This window comes from Tumebacillus algifaecis (genome assembly GCF_002243515.1).
In the GTDB taxonomy this organism is placed as follows: Bacteria; Bacillota; Bacilli; order Tumebacillales; family Tumebacillaceae; genus Tumebacillus_A; species Tumebacillus_A algifaecis.
Window position 1 is genome coordinate 772,702 of the sequence record NZ_CP022657.1, and the last position, 15,887, is coordinate 788,588.

The following is a 15,887-nucleotide window of genomic DNA, read 5'->3' on the forward strand; positions in this document are numbered from 1 at the left end:
GCGCAGACTCGTCTGGCTACACTTCCCCGTTTGGAGAAAAGAAAAAGGGGGCGGTACCTGTTGCTGGAACCGTCCCCAAAAATCAATCAATTATCAACAGATCGCGAGATATTGTTGCACGCTACTTTTGCCTGAACCACAAGTTGCGGTAATCGACCCAACCCTGCGAGTTAAGCGTGACACCGTGCACAAGTGGGTGCGTCGAGACGGTGACCCACGTTCGGTACAGCGGCAGGACGACGTGCTCGGCGAGCAGGCGAGATTCGATCTGGCGCAGGAGGTCGAGCCTTGCCTCCCGCGAGGTTTGGGATAGCAGGTTGTCGATCGTCCGAGCGGTGTAGGCGCGCAGTTCCGGGCTCAAGTGCGGAGCGAGGAAAGAACACGAGGAGAGAAAGAGGTCGAGGTAGGACAGTTCGAGATTGTCCTCGATCGTCGCACCGTCGAGGATCAGATCGGCCGCTGCGATCTGTTCAGGTTGGATCATCTCGCGGTAGGGAAGCGGTCGGATGGTGATGGCGACACCTGCCGCTTGGCAGGTCTCTGCGATCCACATGGCGTCTTCGAGATGGTCAGGATCGCCAAAGGTGGAGAGGAGCAAGGGCTCGCCGTCGTAACCGCTTTGGGCAAGCAGCGCCGCAATCTGCGAACGATCGGACGGGGTGTCTGTCGTCATCTGCTCCAAGACGACATCGAAGCGGGTGGCCGGGGCATAGCGGTCGCCGCCGAGGTCTGCGATCAACTGCCTTTTGTTGAGCAACAGGGAAAGCGCCTCGCGAAAGGCGAGGTGCTGCTGGGGGCGGTGCGGCTTGTTCAGGTTGCAGGTCAGCATTTGAAACGACGTCTCTAACTGCTCGGTCGTCGCCCAGTCGGCGCTGGCTGTGCCGTATTTGATCGTATCTTCGAAAACGGCTACAGGCAGGTCGAGGTCGGACACGATCCAGATCTCAATGCGGTCGAGCAAAGCCCGCTCGCGGAAGTAAGGAAGGAACGCTTCGCAGACGAGCATCGTCTCATCGTTGCGGATCACTTTGAACGGACCGCTGCCGACCGGAAGGCGAGCGAAATCGGCGCCGATTGCTGTACAGTAGTCCTCAGGAACGATCGAAGCGCGCGCCGTGCTGAAAAATTGCAGCAAAAGCTGATTCGGCGCATCGAGCGTAACCTGTAGCGTGAGATCATTGAGGGCGGTAATACTGCGGACGCCTGCGAACATCCAAGGGTAGAGCGAGTCGTTTTGCAGGCGCTTGATCGAAAAAACGGCATCGCGAGCGGTGAGCGGGGCTCCATTATGAAAGAACACCCCTTTGCGCAGATAGAACGTGTAACAGGTCTCATCGTCGCTGATCTCCCAGTTGTGAGCGAGATGAGGGCGGATCTCAGCAGTTGTCGGGTCGCAGATGACGAGCGTGTCAAAAATGTGATTGAGCACATGCAGTTCGGAGCGCAACATCGCGATGGCCGGATCGAGGTAGAACAAAGGATTGGAGTGGGTCAAGCGCAGCGTGTCGAGCGCCTCGGTGCCGCTCTGGTCGGCTGCATGAAAGCCGAAGTGCGAGGACAGCCATGTCTCATAGCGAGTGTGCAGCGCGGGATACTTGCTGCGGTAGGGCTCGATCAGTTGTGTGGCGGTGCGGAGATCGCCTGCGCGGACAAGCTCTTGGGCAAGGGAAAACAGCAGATCGGCAGGTGCGATCTGCAAGGTGAGCTGGGAGGTATGGCCGCGTCCACGCCCAGGTTGCCAGTGCAGCCAGTTGTGCTCGGTCAGCTTTTTCAAAATCAGTTTGGCGTTGCGCGGGGTGCAGCAGAGCATGTTCGCCACACCGGCAGAGGTGATCGGTACGGACTGCCCGATCACACAGCTTTGGAGCTGTTCGGTCAAACGGATATAGTGATGGACAGCTTGCATGTCTCTTCTTTCCACTCCTTGTGCAAAAAGGTGAAACTTCAGTCTACAAATCTTACCCTTTTTCCAAGCGGCCTGCCAGCTTACGATGGGAGGCAAGGAAAAGGGGGCGGTCTTTATGTATGGCGAGCTGTTGAAAAAGGGACTTGGGCAGCAAAAGGGCAATGTGGTGGGACTTGGCGCCTTGCTGGCAGGCGGAGCGCTGGTGCAGATCGGCAGTCCGCTGTTGCTGCGCAGGTACATCGATACCGCTCATGTTGGCGGCGCGCTGGACGTGCTGATCTGGGCTGCGTTCCTGTTTTTGGTGTTGCAGGCGGTGCGGCAGGTCTTGCAGGTCGCGGGGACGTATCTGGCTGAGACGGTGGGGTGGACGGCGACCAATCGTCTGCGGACGGAGCTGTTTTTGCACAGCTTGAAGTTGGATCTAGGCTGGCACAAAGGAAAGACGGCAGGCGAGATGATGGAGCGGGTCGATGGAGATGTGACGGCGCTGGCCAACTTTTTCTCGCGGTTTGTGTTGAATGTGGCGGGCAATGTGCTGTTGCTCGCCGGGATGGTGGTGGTGCTCGCGCTGGTTGATGTGTGGGTGGGTCTGGCCTTTCTACTGTTTGTCGGCGGCGCGTTGTGGGTGCTCAATAGGATTCGGGAGATCGCAGTGCCACATTGGGTAGCGGCGCAGGCATCCCGTGCCGAGCTGTACGGATTTTTGGGGGAGCGGCTGGCCGGGCTTGAGGAGATCAAAGCAAACGGTGCAAGCGGGCATGTGCTGCGGCAGTTTTGGGCGCGGATGGCTGCACTGTTTGGCAAGGAGCGGTCAGCCTATGTGCGCGGGCGGTCGTTGTGGCCGATGACTGTGGCCCTTTTTGCGGCGGGCTATGTGATGGTGTTTGTGCTGGGCAGTTTTCTGTACGATAGCGGACGGATCACGCTGGGCACGTTCTATTTGATGTTTAGCTATGTTGAGCTGTTGCGCGGGCCGCTCGATCAGATCACCGAAGAACTGCAGGATTTTCAAAAGGCGGCGGCGAGCGTGAAGCGGGTCGAAGCGTTGCTCGCGGTGCAAAGCAACGAGCAGGATACGGGTGATGCCGAGCTTGGCACTGGGGCGCTCGGGGTAGCGTTTTCCGAGGTGGAATTTGGCTATGGTGCGGAATCGGCGCTGGCAGGCGTGTCGTTTGCGGTGCGGCCAGGCCGCGTGCTCGGAGTGTTGGGGCGCACCGGAAGCGGCAAGACGACGCTGACGAGGTTGCTGTTGCGACTGTACGAGCCGCGGGCGGGTGCGGTGCAGGTTGGCAGTGTGGATGTGCGGGACGTGCCGCTGGCCGAGCTGAGACAGAAGATCGGCGTGGTGACGCAAGAGGTGCGCCTGTTTCGAGGGTCGGTGCGCGAGAATGTGACCTTGTTTGACGCGATGGTGAGCGATTCGCGGATCGTCGAGGTACTGGAGGAGCTCGGGCTTGGCGAATGGCTGAACGGACTGGCGCAGGGGCTGGACACGATGCTGGAGCCGGGGGGCGGGCTGTCGGCGGGGCAGGCGCAGTTGTTGTCCTTGGCTCGCGTCTTTTTGCGCGACCCGGGGCTGGTGATCCTTGATGAGGCGTCATCGCGGCTCGATCCGGCCACGGAGCGCTTGTTGGAGCAGGCGGTGCAGAAACTGCTACATGGCAGGACGGCGATCGTGATCGCGCACCGGATGGCGACGCTGCAGCAGGTCGATGACGTGCTGGTGCTGGAAGCAGGCCGCGTGCTGGAGTTTGGCGAGCGCGAGATGTTGCGTTCAAAAGCGGGCTCGCGGTACGGGGAGTTGGTGCAGGTCGGCCATGAGGAGCGGGGACAGGGATGAGCAGGACAGAGACGAGTGCGCGCGGCTCCAAACGCGTCAGCTTTAAGCAGGGGGTGTGGCGGGTGAACATTTGGCGATTAGTGGGATGGTTGGTTCAGTTTCGGAGCGGGTGGTATGCGCTCGATGTCGCGCTGTGGGCGATCATTTTTGGGTTGCCGCTGTTGGCTGGGTGGATCGTGAAAGTGCTGTTTGATGCGGTCAGTGGAGCGGCTGATGTCGGCGTCGGCCCGTGGGGGCTGATCGTGGTGCTCCTGATGACGCTCTTGTTGCGAGCGATCGCGCTGATCGGTGGATTGTATGTGGATGCGACGTTGACGCTGACGTTGAAGTCGATTCTGCGCCGCAACGCGCTCTTTCATCTGCTACAAAAGCCGGGCGCTCAAGCGCTGCCCGACACTGCGGGCGACTCATTGGGACGATTGCGCGATGATGTGGACGAAATTGCCGATTTTACCTCGTGGACGGCCGACCTGATCTACAAGCCCTTGCTGGCGCTGACAGCGCTTGGGGTGCTGTTTTGGATCGATCCGATGCTGACAGCGGTCGTGTGCATCCCATTACTGGGCTTGATGGCCGCAGCCAATTTGGCCAAGCAGCGCTTAGAAAAATACCGCGTAGCCAATCGGGAGGCGGCGGGGCGCGTGGCCGGTTTTGCTGCGGAGTCGTTTGCGGCGGTCGGTGCGATCAAGTCGGCCGGAGCGGAAGAGCGGGTCACAGCGAAATTTCAGGAATTGAATGATCGGCGTCGCCAAGCTGCCGTAAAAGATCGTCTGTTCGCCGACCTGCTGGGGTCGATTTTTGAAAATGCGGTCGGGTTGGGCACGGGCCTGATCCTGCTGTTTGCCGCTCGGTCGATGCAGGACGGCAGTTTTTCGGTCGGGGACCTGGCTTTGTTCATCTTTTATCTCGACTGGCTTGGGAACATTCTGCACTTTCTTGGCCGTCTGATCGCACGGGTGAAACAGGCCGAGGTGTCTGTCGATCGCTTGGTCGAACTGCAAGGTGCGCCTGCCGAGCAGTTGGTCGAGCATGCCGATGTCTATTTGGACGGCAGACTGCCGGAAGTGCCTTTTGTCGAAAAAAGTCAGGAGGATCGCCTGCAAGTGATGGAAGCAAAAGGTCTGACCTTTCGCTATCCCAGCTCAGGGCGCGGCGTGGAGAATGTGTCGCTCTGCCTGCACAAAGGGAGCTTCACGGTGATCACTGGGCGTGTGGGGGCAGGTAAGACGACCCTACTTCGCGCCTTGCTCGGGCTGGTCGCTCGCCAAGGTGAGGTGCGTTGGAATGGCGTAGAGGCCGCCGAGTTGACACCGCCGCGCACCGCCTATACCGCGCAGGTGCCACAACTGTTTGGCGAGTCACTGCGCGACAATCTGTTGCTCGGCATTCCAGAGGAGCGAGCCGATCTGGACGCCGCGATCCGTTCGGCAGTGCTGGAACAGGATGTAGAACGGATGGTGGACGGGCTGTCCACCGCGATCGGAGCGTCTGGAGTGAAGCTGTCTGGTGGACAGGTGCAACGGGTGGCGGCCGCGCGGATGTTTGTGCGAGATGCAGAACTGCTGGTGTTTGATGATCTGTCTTCGGCGCTCGATCTGAAAACGGAGCGCGCGCTGTGGGAGCGGGTCATGGCGGGGCAGGATATGACATGTCTGGTCGTCTCCCACCGCCCGGCGGCGCTGATGCGGGCCGATCACATCATCTTGCTGAAGGAGGGCAAGGTGGAAGCGGAAGGGACGCTCGATCGGTTGCTCGCCGAGTCGGCGGAGATGCGAAAGCTGTGGGCTGAGCAACAGATGGAGTGAGCAGTTCTGCCGTTTTGATCGCGTGCAAGCCACTTTTTTTGCAAGCGGGGTGAATGATTTCAAGAGCCAGGGAAATGTGTTTCGATTTTGGCACTGCCTGTTCGCTCTAGCACCTCTTTTCTCAGGCACGAAAAAAACCTTCGCAAATTGCGAAGGTTTTCGTGTTGGTTACCAAGTGCGCAGCGGAGGCGAACCAGGTGCCGGATTTTGTAGGATGTCGAAGATCGGATATCCGTAGGCGAGCAGGATCAGCACAGCGGCGACGGTGAGCCAGATTCTCCATCTTTCGAGAATGCGTGGCGTTTGCTCTGCATTTTGTTCCATCTCTGCGATCGGATACTCCTCTTGTCCTTTCGGAGCGAAGCAGAGCAGGTAGATGAAAATGCCGATCATCAGCATCCCGCCGACGAAGAGCAACGCTCCGCCGATCGCCATCTGCTGGTAGTACGGAATCCAACCCAGCGCCATCTCGCTGTCCATGTAGGTGGTGTAATCGGTACGGCGCGGGACGCCGAGCAGTCCCATGAAATGCATCGCACCCGACATGAAGAGCATGCCGACCGACCAGATCAGCGTTTGGATGATGCCGAGTCGGTTCACCCATTTGGTCAGCTTGCGTCCGGTCAGCGCCGGAACGAGCCAGTAGGAGATGCCGAAGAAGGTCAGTACGACCGAGGTGGCAACGGTCAGATGGAAGTGACCGACAACCCAGATCGTGTTGTGCACGACCGCGTTCATCTGGTTCGACGCGTTGATGATGCCACCGATCCCAGCCGGAATGAACATCAGCATCCCGACCATCGGAGCGAAGAAGCGCACATCTTTCCAAGGCAATTTTGTAAACCAGCCGAACAGCCCTTTCGCCCCTCTGCGACGACCTGCCGTTTCGAAGACGGCAAACATCGAGAACGCGGTGAGCAGGGAAGGAACAACGACCGCCAGCGTCAGAATGACGTGGATAAACTTCCATTTTTCCGAGATGCCCGGCTCCATCAGCTGATGGTGGAAGCCGACCGGAATCGAGAACAGCACGAGCAGGATGAAGGCGAGACGCGCTAGAGAATCGGAGAACAGTTTGCCGCCGATAATTTTCGGGATGCAGACATACCAAGCGATGTATGCAGGCATCAACCAGAAGTAGACCAGCGGGTGACCGAAGTACCAGAACAGCATCCGCGAGAGCAGGACGTTGACCTCTGCGACCCAGCCGAACGACCACGGGATCAATTGGAACAGAACTTCGGCCGCCACGCCGAGCGTCGCGATCATCCAGAGCACAAGCGTTGCGATCGACATAAAGGCAAACAGAGGCGACATTTTGCCAGGGTTGTTTTTGCGCCAGCGGCGGTAGGCCGAGAACATGCCGAGTGCCGCCACCCAAGTGCCGACGATCAGGAGCGCCGCCCCGATGTAAAACCAAGGCGAGGCTTTCAGCGGTGCATAAAACGTATACAAAACGGAGGCGTCATTCAGCAGGATGGTCGCTACGACCATCGCCGTGCCGAAGAACATCAGCGCCCAGCCGATCCAGCCTGCTCGAAACGAGAACGTGCTGAGTCCGCCCGTTGTTTTGGAAATTCCAGAGATCATAAAACCGATGATGAAGAACGTGGTAAATACTAAGGCCATCAATACGCCATGAGCGGTCAAAATCTGATAGTAGTTCATCCAATCGGGAAGTTCGATCATCCCGCCGCGCACCAAGCCTTGCAGCAGGCCCGCGATGGCGCCGATGCCAAATGCGAAGAAGGCGATGACGATGTAGGCCAGACTCATGCTGGCGTCGCGTTTGGGAATTGCTGTCGTCGTCATGTAAGTTCACATCCTTTTCTCAAGCTGCACTTCTGCTATTTCACTACGAGCTTGGCCATCATCATGTGGTGTCCTGCGCCGCAGTACTCGTTGCAGATGACCATGTATTCCCCCGCTTTCGTAAAGGTGGTCGTGGCGGTGTTGACATGGCCAGGCACGACCATCATGTTGACGTTGGTGCCGGGAATGGCAAAGCCGTGAATGACATCTTTGGACGTGGTGCGAAACGTGACTTCTGCGCCGAGCGGAATCACTTGTTCCGCCGGAGCATAGCCGAACGCGAAGGACGGCATGTTCAAGTCGTATTTGTTCTCGCCCTTCTTGACCAGACCTGGCTGATCGAACGGCGCGGTTTGATCGACCATCGCCGGGACGACTCGATTCAGATCGCTTGGCGGATGATGGCCGTGGGAAAAGGCATTGATCGCCAGCACGATGATGAAAGCGACCAACGTCACTCCGCCAAAGATCAACCAGATTTTTTCAAATTTATGCAAGTGCATGTCCGTGTTCCTCCCCTCAACTGTTCTCCCAAGGGCAGCCTATTGCCGCTCCAGGAAGAGGAAAAATACGCTCAGCCAACTGAGGATGATGAGCGCACCTAAAATCATGACCGAAGCAAACGTGCCGCGCAGGGACGTCTCTTCTTCCGTCCGATGCGCAGTGGGCTTGTTCATTTCAGCATCCGTCTGCTTTTGCATCTGAGCCATCTTCGGTTCCTCCCTCCGGTGAATCTGCAACGAATTTCATACTTTGAGTATAAAATTCACCCGAATCGGGCGGTATCGGGGAACTCCCCGAATGGCGAGGGGGGAACTCCCTGAATCAACTTCGGAACTTCGGGCCACAAAAAAACAGCCAGCTCCGCGCGGGAGCTGGCTGTAAAACAATTAGCTGTACAACAACTATTCAAAATCGAGCAGACCCTTTTTCAGCGCATAGCGCACCAGTTCCGGCCTTGTTCGCATTTGCAGTTTCTCCATGATCTTCGCCTTGTGCGTCTCGACCGTTTTGACGGAGACGATCAATTGCTCGGCGATCTCTTTGTTCGAATAGCCTTTGGCGATGTATTGCAGGATCTCCTGCTCGCGGTCGGTCAGCACATGGAAGTTCTCCACGTCCTGCCCTTTTTGCACGCGCTGGAGAAACTCGGTGATCAACGATTTGGTCGCCGTCGGGTGGAGATAGGCTGCCCCGACATGGACGGTGCGGATCGCGTTGATCAGGTCGAGGTCGGGTGCGCTTTTCAAAATATAGCCGGACGCGCCCGCCTGCAAGACGCGAAACAGATACTCTTCGTCATCGTGCATCGTCAACACCAAAATGTCGATCTGCGGAGCTGCTTCCTTTAGTCGAGCGGTGGCAGACAGACCGTTTTCGCCAGGCGGCATGCTGAGGTCCATCAACACGATGTCCGGTCGCAATTCCAGCGCTTTATCGAACGCTTCTTTGCCATCGGCCGCCGTGCCGATCACTTCCATGTCGCTTTGCGCCCCGAGCAGCATCGACAGGCCGGAGCGAACGATCGCATGGTCATCGGCGATCAACAAACGAATGGACATGCTTAGGTCCTCCTTTCTCATCGAGTGGTATTGTTACCCCGATACGGGTGCCAGCGCCAGGCGCCGAGTCGATCTTGACGGTGCCGCCGAGCAGACTGGCCCGCTCGCGCATCCCAAACAGGCCGAGCCCCGTGCCTTTGATCCGCAGATGTTCAGGGTCAAAGCCGACTCCGCTGTCCTCGATGCAAATTTCGATCTGGTCATCCTGATCGGTCAAAGTGATCGCGAGCTGATCGGTGTCAGCATATTTGGCCGAGTTGGTCATCGCCTCTTGTAAAATTCGATACAGCGCGGTCTCCACCGTCGTCGCATAGCGGCGGCGTTGCCCGACCACAGTCAGTGTTGTTTCGATGCCAAACGTCTCTTCGAATCGCTTGAGGTAGGAGCGCACGGCAGGCACCAGACCCAGGTCGTCGAGCGCAGAAGGGCGCAGCTCGACCGACAGGCTTTTCACCTCTTCCAGCGTGCGCGACGTGAGCTTCTGCACTTCGTCGAGGTGTTCCTTGTAGGCCGGTTCCAGCGGCAATTGATTGACGACGCGAAGCCCGACCAAGATCGAATAGAGCGCCTGTCCGATCCCGTCGTGCAAGTCGCGGGAGATCCGTTTGCGCTCTTCTTCTTGTGCCTGGATCACATAGTTGGTCAACTGTCGCTGATGGCGTTCGCGTTCCATCCGCTGTTGTTCGGTGATGTCGCGCAAAATCAAAACCAGCGCGCCCAGCCCATCGGTTGGCAGGCGGGTGGAAGAGGCGGCGACAGGAATTTGTGCGCCGTTTTTGGTGCGGACGAACATTTCAAAGGATGGCATCTTCTGGCGTTTGGCGAAGCACTCGACACAGGTCATGTCCTCCGAGCAAGTCGCCATGCCGATGCAGACCTGACACAGGTTGAGGTTATGGATCAACTCTTCGGTCGAGTAGCCGGACAACGCTTCGAAGGCGTGGTTCGCGGCGATGATCGCCCCGTCTTTGTCGATGACGAGAATTCCATCGCTAACATTTTGAAACAGCGATTCCAGAAAAGGAGTCGTTTCAGTAAGCGGAAACTTCATTTTATGGATTCACTCCCTCGTGTCCTTTTTCCTTACTATACACGGGGAAGTCGTGTCTGTGTATCCATGCGCGCAGTTCATTCGCTTTTGCCAAGATGCGCGCGACATCCTCGTTCGAAAATTCACGGTAGGAGCGGCAGCCGACCAGCATCATGCTGGGCACACACCCGCCGTCCGCTTCCATCGGGACCCCGACCAGCGACTTCAGCCCTTCGGCCAGCAGAATCGAGTATTCACGAGGGTCGTCCAAACTTTTCGGTTCGGTAAATTGCATCAGGAGCGGTCGGCCCATGCGGATCACGGTCCCGGCCAGCCCTTTCCCGGGGCGCAGCACGATGCGCTTGTAGCGATCGTTGCGGTTGCCGGAGACAAAGCGAAAGCGGATGACGTGCTCGGTTGGATCGGTTAATGCGATGGCGACAAAGTCCACTTCGATCTCCGTCCGAAGCCGATCCAGTTCTCGTTGAATCCTCGTATGCACATGCAGCATCGACTTCACCCCCTCCCTGCAAATTATAGCGATTTCCTGCCGGGAATGCTCTCGGGGAACTCCCTGATCTTCGGCCCAAGGAGCACTGGCAATGCAGCAAGGGGCGTGAAAGCATCTCTGGCAAGCGGTGTGGGGGAGAGTGTATACTGGTGATACATCAGTGTTGGCATCCTGTTTCATGCTGCTGGGTCCGTTCTGCTTTTGAAGAGGCTGAATGCCAAGGCGAATTGAGAAGGAAGGGGAACGGCTCTTTTGGTTAAAAAGATTCTGGTCGCCGCCTTGTGCGTCGCGATTATTGTGCTAGGTTATCAGTATAAAGATCCGTTTTTGGAAATCATTGAGGCGGGCGGCGCTTTGTCGGTGCTGGTTTCGGTCGTGCTGGTCAGCATCTGCGTCTTCTTCCCGGTCGTGCCGTTCATTTTCCTGGTCGGCGTGATCGGGGCGGTGTTTGGGACGTTTACTGGGGCGGGGATCACGTTGGCCGGTCTGTTGCTCGGCACCTCGGTCATGTTCTTGATGGCGCGCTACGGCTTTCGCGGCTTTGCGCAGGGGATATTGGACAAGTATCCGAAAGCGAAAGAGTATGAAGGGTTTTTTGAGAAAAATGCATTTCTCAGCATTTTAGCGGTGCGTATCGTCCCGGTCGTGCCGACGCAGGTGGTCAACATTTTGTGCGGCATTTCGAAAGTGCCGTGGGCGCTGTTCTTCGGGGCAACGGCGATCGGAGCTCTGCCGCGGATTTTGGTCTTCGCGTTTGTCGGCAACTCGTTTGAAGACAACAAACTGACCTCGATCCTCACCTATGCGGCCTACATGCTGATCATCATGGGTTTCACCTACATCTTTATGAAAAAGCGCATGGCTGAGCAGCAAAAGAAACAAGCGGAATAAGTGGAAAAGGCAGGCTCCTTCTGGGAGACCTGCTTTTTTTTGTGTGGTGACAGGTCAGCTTCCATCAGTCCCTTGCGCACAGGCGTTTACCCAATCGGCATAGGCTAGAGCAACGAGAATGCAACAGGGAGGAGTCAACCGACTATGGAAGCAGTGAAAGTGAAAGTCGCCGCCGCACATTGGCTGTCAGCCGTTCAGGATGTCACCGTGCGCGCACACCGCCAAGACCGTGAGCACAGCGTTCGGTTGCGCCTCGACGCCGCATTGCACACCTTGTCGCTGTGCGAGGAGGATGCGGACAGCGTCTATCAGATCACGATGCCGATCGACACCGAAACCAACACGGTTCGCCACACCTTGACCTGCAAGCTCACCGCCCGCAAACTGGCACCGCTCGTGGAGTGGTTCGCGCAGGCCCAACAGGGGGCGGTCACGATCACCGTGCGGAAAAATACACTGTCCTTGAAAAAAGCCGACCAGCATCTGTTGCTCCCAAGCCAACTCATCGCCAAGCCGTTTGCTGAGACGGAGCGCCTGTTCGCCGCCAAAGCAAGCACCGACCCAACGCAACAGGTGCGTTTTCTCATCGACGATCTTCCCGCGCTGCGCCGCTCGCTTGAACAATGCACCGACACCGCCCTGCGCGTCCGCGTCGGCGCAGGTCCTGGCGGCGGTGTGACCGTGTGCGACCACACCTACCCGGCCGAGTGCCGCGCCTCCGCCATCTACCTCTGGCCGCGTGGCGCTTTGCTCGACAGGCTGTCACAACTGCCTGTACCAAGTAAACTGTACGTCACGCTCTATGGGCAGACGGCGGTCAGCTTCTCCACCGCTGAGCCGTTTGCCAAAACGGGCCTGCATCGCGAGTTCCTGATCAAGCCGTACCCGCTGACCAACCTGTACATCGCCACGAACAGATCGACCAGCAAAAGCGAGGATTCCGCTCCGTGGAAGAGCATCTACCTGCCGCCTGCTCCCGACAACAAGCGCGTCAAAAGGACTCCACCGCTTCGTGACAGCCAGGAGGAGCGCGAGAACGAGTTGGCCGAACTCGCTTTGCGGCCTCGCCCTGAACGGCCAACCGATTCGGCGGCCCCAGCACCAAACAAAAGCGATCAACCGAAAGCGACCGCCGAACTGCTCACAACGCGGGAGATGAGCGAACAGACTGACGGTGTCATGACACGGAGCGCGTCCTCGCAAGCCGCCCCGCCTCGCGCGACCGCACTGGAACAGCTCGAGGCGCTACCCGGCCTCGCACATGTCAAAAAGCAGATCGCCGACATCGCACAGTTTGCCGCTTTTGAAAAAGAGCGCTTCCACGCGCTCGGCATCGCTCGCCAACGTCCGACGCTACACATGGCTTTTCTCGGCAACCCTGGCACTGGCAAAACGATCGTTGCTCGGTTGATCGGCAGGATCTGCCAAGAGCTGGGCCTGCTTTCCAAAGGTCATCTGGTCGAAGTGGACCGCAGTGCGCTCGTCGGCGCCTACATGGGTCATACGGAGCAAAATTTGAACAAATACACCAAACGCGCGCTAGGCGGAGTCCTTTTCATCGATGAAGCGTACACCTTGTTCAAAAAAGATTCGGCCAAAGACTTCGGCCTCACCGCGATCAACGGTCTGGTCAAACTGCTCGAAGACCACCGCGAAGATCTGGTCGTCATCGTCGCTGGCTATAAAAAGCAGATGAACGAATTTTTCGCCTTCAACCAAGGCTTGCGTGAACGCATCCCGTTCCATCTCGATTTTCCAGATTACGACAACGATGAACTGCTCGCCATCGCCGATTATCTCGCCAAACAGGATCACTATCACCTGACCTCGGAGGCCAAAGACGCCTTGCTCAAGCGCGCCCAACGCGCAAAGCTCGATGACTCGTTCAGCAATGCGCGCACGGTGCGCAACCTGCTGGAAAAGGCGAAGATCAACCATGCGGTTCGTTCGAGCAATCGTACGGGCGAGCCATCAACGGAAGCCTACACCACGCTGACAGCCGCCGATTTTGAAGCGGGTGGACTGCCCGATGCGGAGACGCTCGATGATGTGCTGCGCGACCTCGATCGCTTGGTCGGTCTGTCAGAAGTCAAACGCCTGATCAAACGGATGGTCGCCATGCTTGCGCTGGAGCAACAGCGGACCGCGTTTGGACTCGCAGACAGCCCGCTCACCCTGCACATGTCGTTCACAGGCAATCCAGGCACCGGCAAGACGACGGTCGCGCGGCTGATCGGACGTCTGCTGCGAGTGCTCGGCCTGTTGCCCAAAGGCCATTTTGTCGAAGCGTCACGCAAAGATCTTGTCGCAGGCTACATGGGGCAGACGGCGCTGAAGACGGGTGACAAAATCAACGAGGCGCTGGGAGGCATCCTCTTCATCGACGAAGCGTACGCCCTCGCCCGCAGCAAGCGCGAAGAGTTTGGAGCAGAAGCGCTCGCCACGCTGATCAAAGAGATGGAGGACAAAAAAGAGCATCTCGCCGTCATCTTCGCAGGCTACACCAAAGAGATGGAAGAACTGCTCAAGCTCAATCCTGGTTTGAAAAGTCGGATTCGCTTTCACCTGCATTTCCCCGATTACACGGCGAGCGATCTCGTCGAGATCGTCAAACGCAAAGCGGAGCAGTCTCAGTATGTGTTGACCGAAGCGGCCGAAGAAAAGCTGTGGCGGTACATGATTCGCGAATGCTCGCTGGCCGATGCTGATTTTGGCAACGGACGCTTGGCGGAAAGCGCTTTTGAACGGGCCAAGATCAATCTCTCCACCCGGCTTGTGCAAACGGAAGGGGAGATTGAAAAAACGATGTTGATGACGCTTACCGAAGATGATTTTCATGCGGAGACGGGACCCTTGGCGTAGGGTCCCGTTTTTGTAATCATTTATAATTTACTTTGAAAGATTCTAAAAGCGGCAGGTTTCTATTGATAGATGTAGAATGTTGTGAAATAACGAAACTGCCTAAAAAGTAAGGTTAATTTAAAATCATTTCGTATCGAGCAAGCGCTACGCGAGGAGTGATTTACCGATATGACGAATTCATCCGCACCGCAACAGGCGACGCTAAGCGGACGCATTAGCTCCGGCCCGAGCCAACTTTTACATGAAGAGATTTTGGAACCGCAATTTAGCTATGAATTGCATCATTTTTTACCGTGGTACCTGTTGGTAGAAAAAGTGATGACGCTCGAATATGAGCGCCTCGGGCTCGTCTCTGCCGAAGCGCGCCGAGAGATCGGCACTTTGCTTGCACAGATCAATACAGAGACGATCACCGCAGATCCGCAAGCGAACATGTCGGACATCGCCTTTGCGATCGAACGATTTGTCGAGACCCGCATGACCGAGGAAGCTCCGGCGTGGCACATGGATCGCAGCCGCAACGATTTTCAAGCCTGTGCGCAGATCATGTTCGGGCGCGATCAACTGTTGCAGGTGATCGACGAACTGTTCCATTTTTCACACGCTCTGCACCAATTGGCGCAGAAGACGGTCGATCTTCCGATGCCTGGCTACACGCATTACCAGTCGGCCCAAGTGATCTCGCCGGGCTTTTATCTGGCGGCCGTCAATGAGCAGGTCTTGAAGACGATCTCTCGCCTGTCGTCGATCTATGATGACATCAACCGCTGCCCACTCGGCTCCGGCGCGATGGCAGGACTGGAACTGGCGTGGGACCAGAAGCGCATGTCCGATCTGCTCGGCTTTCACGAACCGGTGCGCCATGCGCTGATCGGCGTGGCCAACCGCGAATGGAGCCTGCGCATCGCAGGCGAGCTGTCCACGTTCTCCGTCAACCTCTCCCGCGTCGTGACCGATCTGATCGCGTGGGGCAGTACCGAATATGGCCTGATCGACCTGCCAGACCAACTTGCAGGTATTTCGTCTGCCATGCCGCAAAAGAAAAATTTCCCGATCCTTGAGCGTATCCGAGGCCGGATCGCACACATTTCGGCGTACTATATGGACTTTGCGATGGGGCAGCGCAACACCGCCTACACCAATCTGGTCGAAACGTCCAAAGAGGCCGGTTCGAACGTCCTGACGATGTTCAAAACGATGCGCTCGGCACTCAAGCTGTTCACCGCCGTCATCGAGAATCTGACCTTTAAGGAAGAGCGGATGCGCGCGATCTGCGAACGCGAGTATTTTGGCGGTTTTACGCTGGCCAACATGCTGGCTTTGCACGGCGGTGTGCCCTACCGCAAAGCGCAGGTCCTCTCTGGGCGCTACATCATGGCTGCGATCGAGAACGGGCTCAAGCCGACCACCGTCGATCTCAACCTCCTGCAGACGGCGGCAGGGGATATGGGTCTCGATGTGTCGCTGACCGAAGAACAGCTTCGCCAAGCGTTCGATACCGATTACAACCTACAGGTCAAAAAATCGGTCGGGGCGACTTCGCCCGAGCGGATGCGCGAACTGTTAGCCGTGCAGGAAACTGAAACGCAACAGTTACAGCAGATGATCGAGGAGCGCAAGGTGGCCGTGCAACATGCGTTCGATCTTGTGGAAGAGCTGCTCAAATAG

At 57.4% G+C, this 15,887-nt stretch carries 12 protein-coding genes; 5 read left to right on the forward strand and 7 right to left on the reverse strand.

The genetic code is table 11. The features are described from left to right. Positions 1-121: 121 nt before the first annotated feature. The gene (locus tag CIG75_RS03375; RefSeq protein WP_172844401.1) at positions 122-1,906 is read right to left on the reverse strand and encodes an SgrR family transcriptional regulator; all 1,785 of its coding nucleotides are present in this window, start codon (positions 1,904-1,906) and stop codon (positions 122-124) included. Between the two features lie 115 nt (positions 1,907-2,021). Between CIG75_RS03375 and CIG75_RS03385 the strand changes: the two genes are divergently transcribed. Further along, positions 2,022-3,746 (forward strand): ABC transporter ATP-binding protein, encoded by a 1,725-nt coding sequence (locus CIG75_RS03385; protein ID WP_172844402.1) that lies wholly within the window; start codon positions 2,022-2,024, stop codon positions 3,744-3,746. Next, on the forward strand, positions 3,743-5,551 hold the full coding sequence (locus CIG75_RS03390) for an ABC transporter ATP-binding protein (protein ID WP_094235384.1): 1,809 nt from the start codon (positions 3,743-3,745) through the stop codon (positions 5,549-5,551). The genes CIG75_RS03385 and CIG75_RS03390 overlap by 4 nt, the downstream gene beginning before the upstream one ends. A gap of 168 nt (positions 5,552-5,719) precedes the next feature. Here the strand turns inward: CIG75_RS03390 and CIG75_RS03395 are convergent, their stop codons facing one another. The 6 genes from CIG75_RS03395 to CIG75_RS03415 form a co-directional block, all read right to left on the reverse strand. Beyond that, entirely contained in the window at positions 5,720-7,363 is a 1,644-nt protein-coding gene (locus CIG75_RS03395; protein WP_094235385.1) for a b(o/a)3-type cytochrome-c oxidase subunit 1, read from the reverse strand. 35 nt (positions 7,364-7,398) lie between these two features. Next, positions 7,399-7,866 carry a cytochrome c oxidase subunit II gene (locus CIG75_RS03400; protein ID WP_094235386.1) on the reverse strand — a complete coding sequence of 156 codons (468 nt, stop codon included), beginning with the start codon at positions 7,864-7,866 and terminating at the stop codon, positions 7,399-7,401. 39 nt (positions 7,867-7,905) lie between these two features. Then, positions 7,906-8,073, reverse strand: a complete 168-nt coding sequence (locus tag CIG75_RS20565; RefSeq protein WP_227874337.1) for a cytochrome c oxidase subunit 2A — start codon at positions 8,071-8,073, stop codon at positions 7,906-7,908. Between the two features lie 195 nt (positions 8,074-8,268). Next, complete coding sequence (locus CIG75_RS03405) at positions 8,269-8,925, reverse strand: response regulator (RefSeq protein ID WP_094235387.1); 657 nt, start codon at positions 8,923-8,925, stop codon at positions 8,269-8,271. Then, a complete protein-coding gene (locus CIG75_RS03410; protein ID WP_094235388.1) occupies positions 8,897-9,976 on the reverse strand; it encodes a PAS domain-containing sensor histidine kinase in 1,080 nt (359 codons plus the stop codon). The genes CIG75_RS03405 and CIG75_RS03410 overlap by 29 nt, the downstream gene beginning before the upstream one ends. Before the next feature lies 1 nt (position 9,977). Beyond that, positions 9,978-10,466: a GAF domain-containing protein gene (locus CIG75_RS03415; RefSeq protein WP_094235389.1), complete on the reverse strand. Its 489-nt coding sequence runs from the start codon at positions 10,464-10,466 to the stop codon at positions 9,978-9,980. Positions 10,467-10,718: 252 nt separating this feature from the next. Here CIG75_RS03415 and CIG75_RS03420 point away from each other — a divergent pair, with 252 nt between their 5' ends. The 3 genes from CIG75_RS03420 to CIG75_RS03430 all read left to right on the forward strand — a co-directional run bounded on the left by CIG75_RS03420 (position 10,719) and on the right by CIG75_RS03430 (position 15,887). Then, the gene (locus CIG75_RS03420) at positions 10,719-11,357 is read left to right on the forward strand and encodes a TVP38/TMEM64 family protein (protein ID WP_094235390.1); all 639 of its coding nucleotides are present in this window, start codon (positions 10,719-10,721) and stop codon (positions 11,355-11,357) included. A 144-nt stretch (positions 11,358-11,501) separates the two neighbouring features. Beyond that, positions 11,502-14,219: an AAA family ATPase gene (locus CIG75_RS03425; protein WP_094235391.1), complete on the forward strand. Its 2,718-nt coding sequence runs from the start codon at positions 11,502-11,504 to the stop codon at positions 14,217-14,219. Between the two features lie 168 nt (positions 14,220-14,387). Next, positions 14,388-15,887: an argininosuccinate lyase gene (locus CIG75_RS03430; RefSeq protein ID WP_094235392.1), complete on the forward strand. Its 1,500-nt coding sequence runs from the start codon at positions 14,388-14,390 to the stop codon at positions 15,885-15,887.

Excerpts from the sequence above, each read along its gene's own strand:
- CIG75_RS20565 (WP_227874337.1), bottom strand. The coding sequence starts at position 8,073 with ATGGCTCAGATGCAAAAGCAGACGGATGCTGAAATGAACAAGCCCACT.
- CIG75_RS03425 (WP_094235391.1), top strand. The coding sequence starts at position 11,502 with ATGGAAGCAGTGAAAGTGAAAGTCGCCGCCGCACATTGGCTGTCAGCC.
- CIG75_RS03405 (WP_094235387.1), bottom strand. The coding sequence starts at position 8,925 with ATGTCCATTCGTTTGTTGATCGCCGATGACCATGCGATCGTTCGCTCC.
- CIG75_RS03410 (WP_094235388.1), bottom strand. The coding sequence starts at position 9,976 with ATGAAGTTTCCGCTTACTGAAACGACTCCTTTTCTGGAATCGCTGTTT.
- CIG75_RS03415 (WP_094235389.1), bottom strand. The coding sequence starts at position 10,466 with ATGCTGCATGTGCATACGAGGATTCAACGAGAACTGGATCGGCTTCGG.
- CIG75_RS03375 (WP_172844401.1), bottom strand. The coding sequence starts at position 1,906 with ATGCAAGCTGTCCATCACTATATCCGTTTGACCGAACAGCTCCAAAGC.
- CIG75_RS03385 (WP_172844402.1), top strand. The coding sequence starts at position 2,022 with ATGTATGGCGAGCTGTTGAAAAAGGGACTTGGGCAGCAAAAGGGCAAT.
- CIG75_RS03430 (WP_094235392.1), top strand. The coding sequence starts at position 14,388 with ATGACGAATTCATCCGCACCGCAACAGGCGACGCTAAGCGGACGCATT.
- CIG75_RS03395 (WP_094235385.1), bottom strand. The coding sequence starts at position 7,363 with ATGACGACGACAGCAATTCCCAAACGCGACGCCAGCATGAGTCTGGCC.
- CIG75_RS03390 (WP_094235384.1), top strand. The coding sequence starts at position 3,743 with ATGAGCAGGACAGAGACGAGTGCGCGCGGCTCCAAACGCGTCAGCTTT.
- CIG75_RS03400 (WP_094235386.1), bottom strand. The coding sequence starts at position 7,866 with ATGCACTTGCATAAATTTGAAAAAATCTGGTTGATCTTTGGCGGAGTG.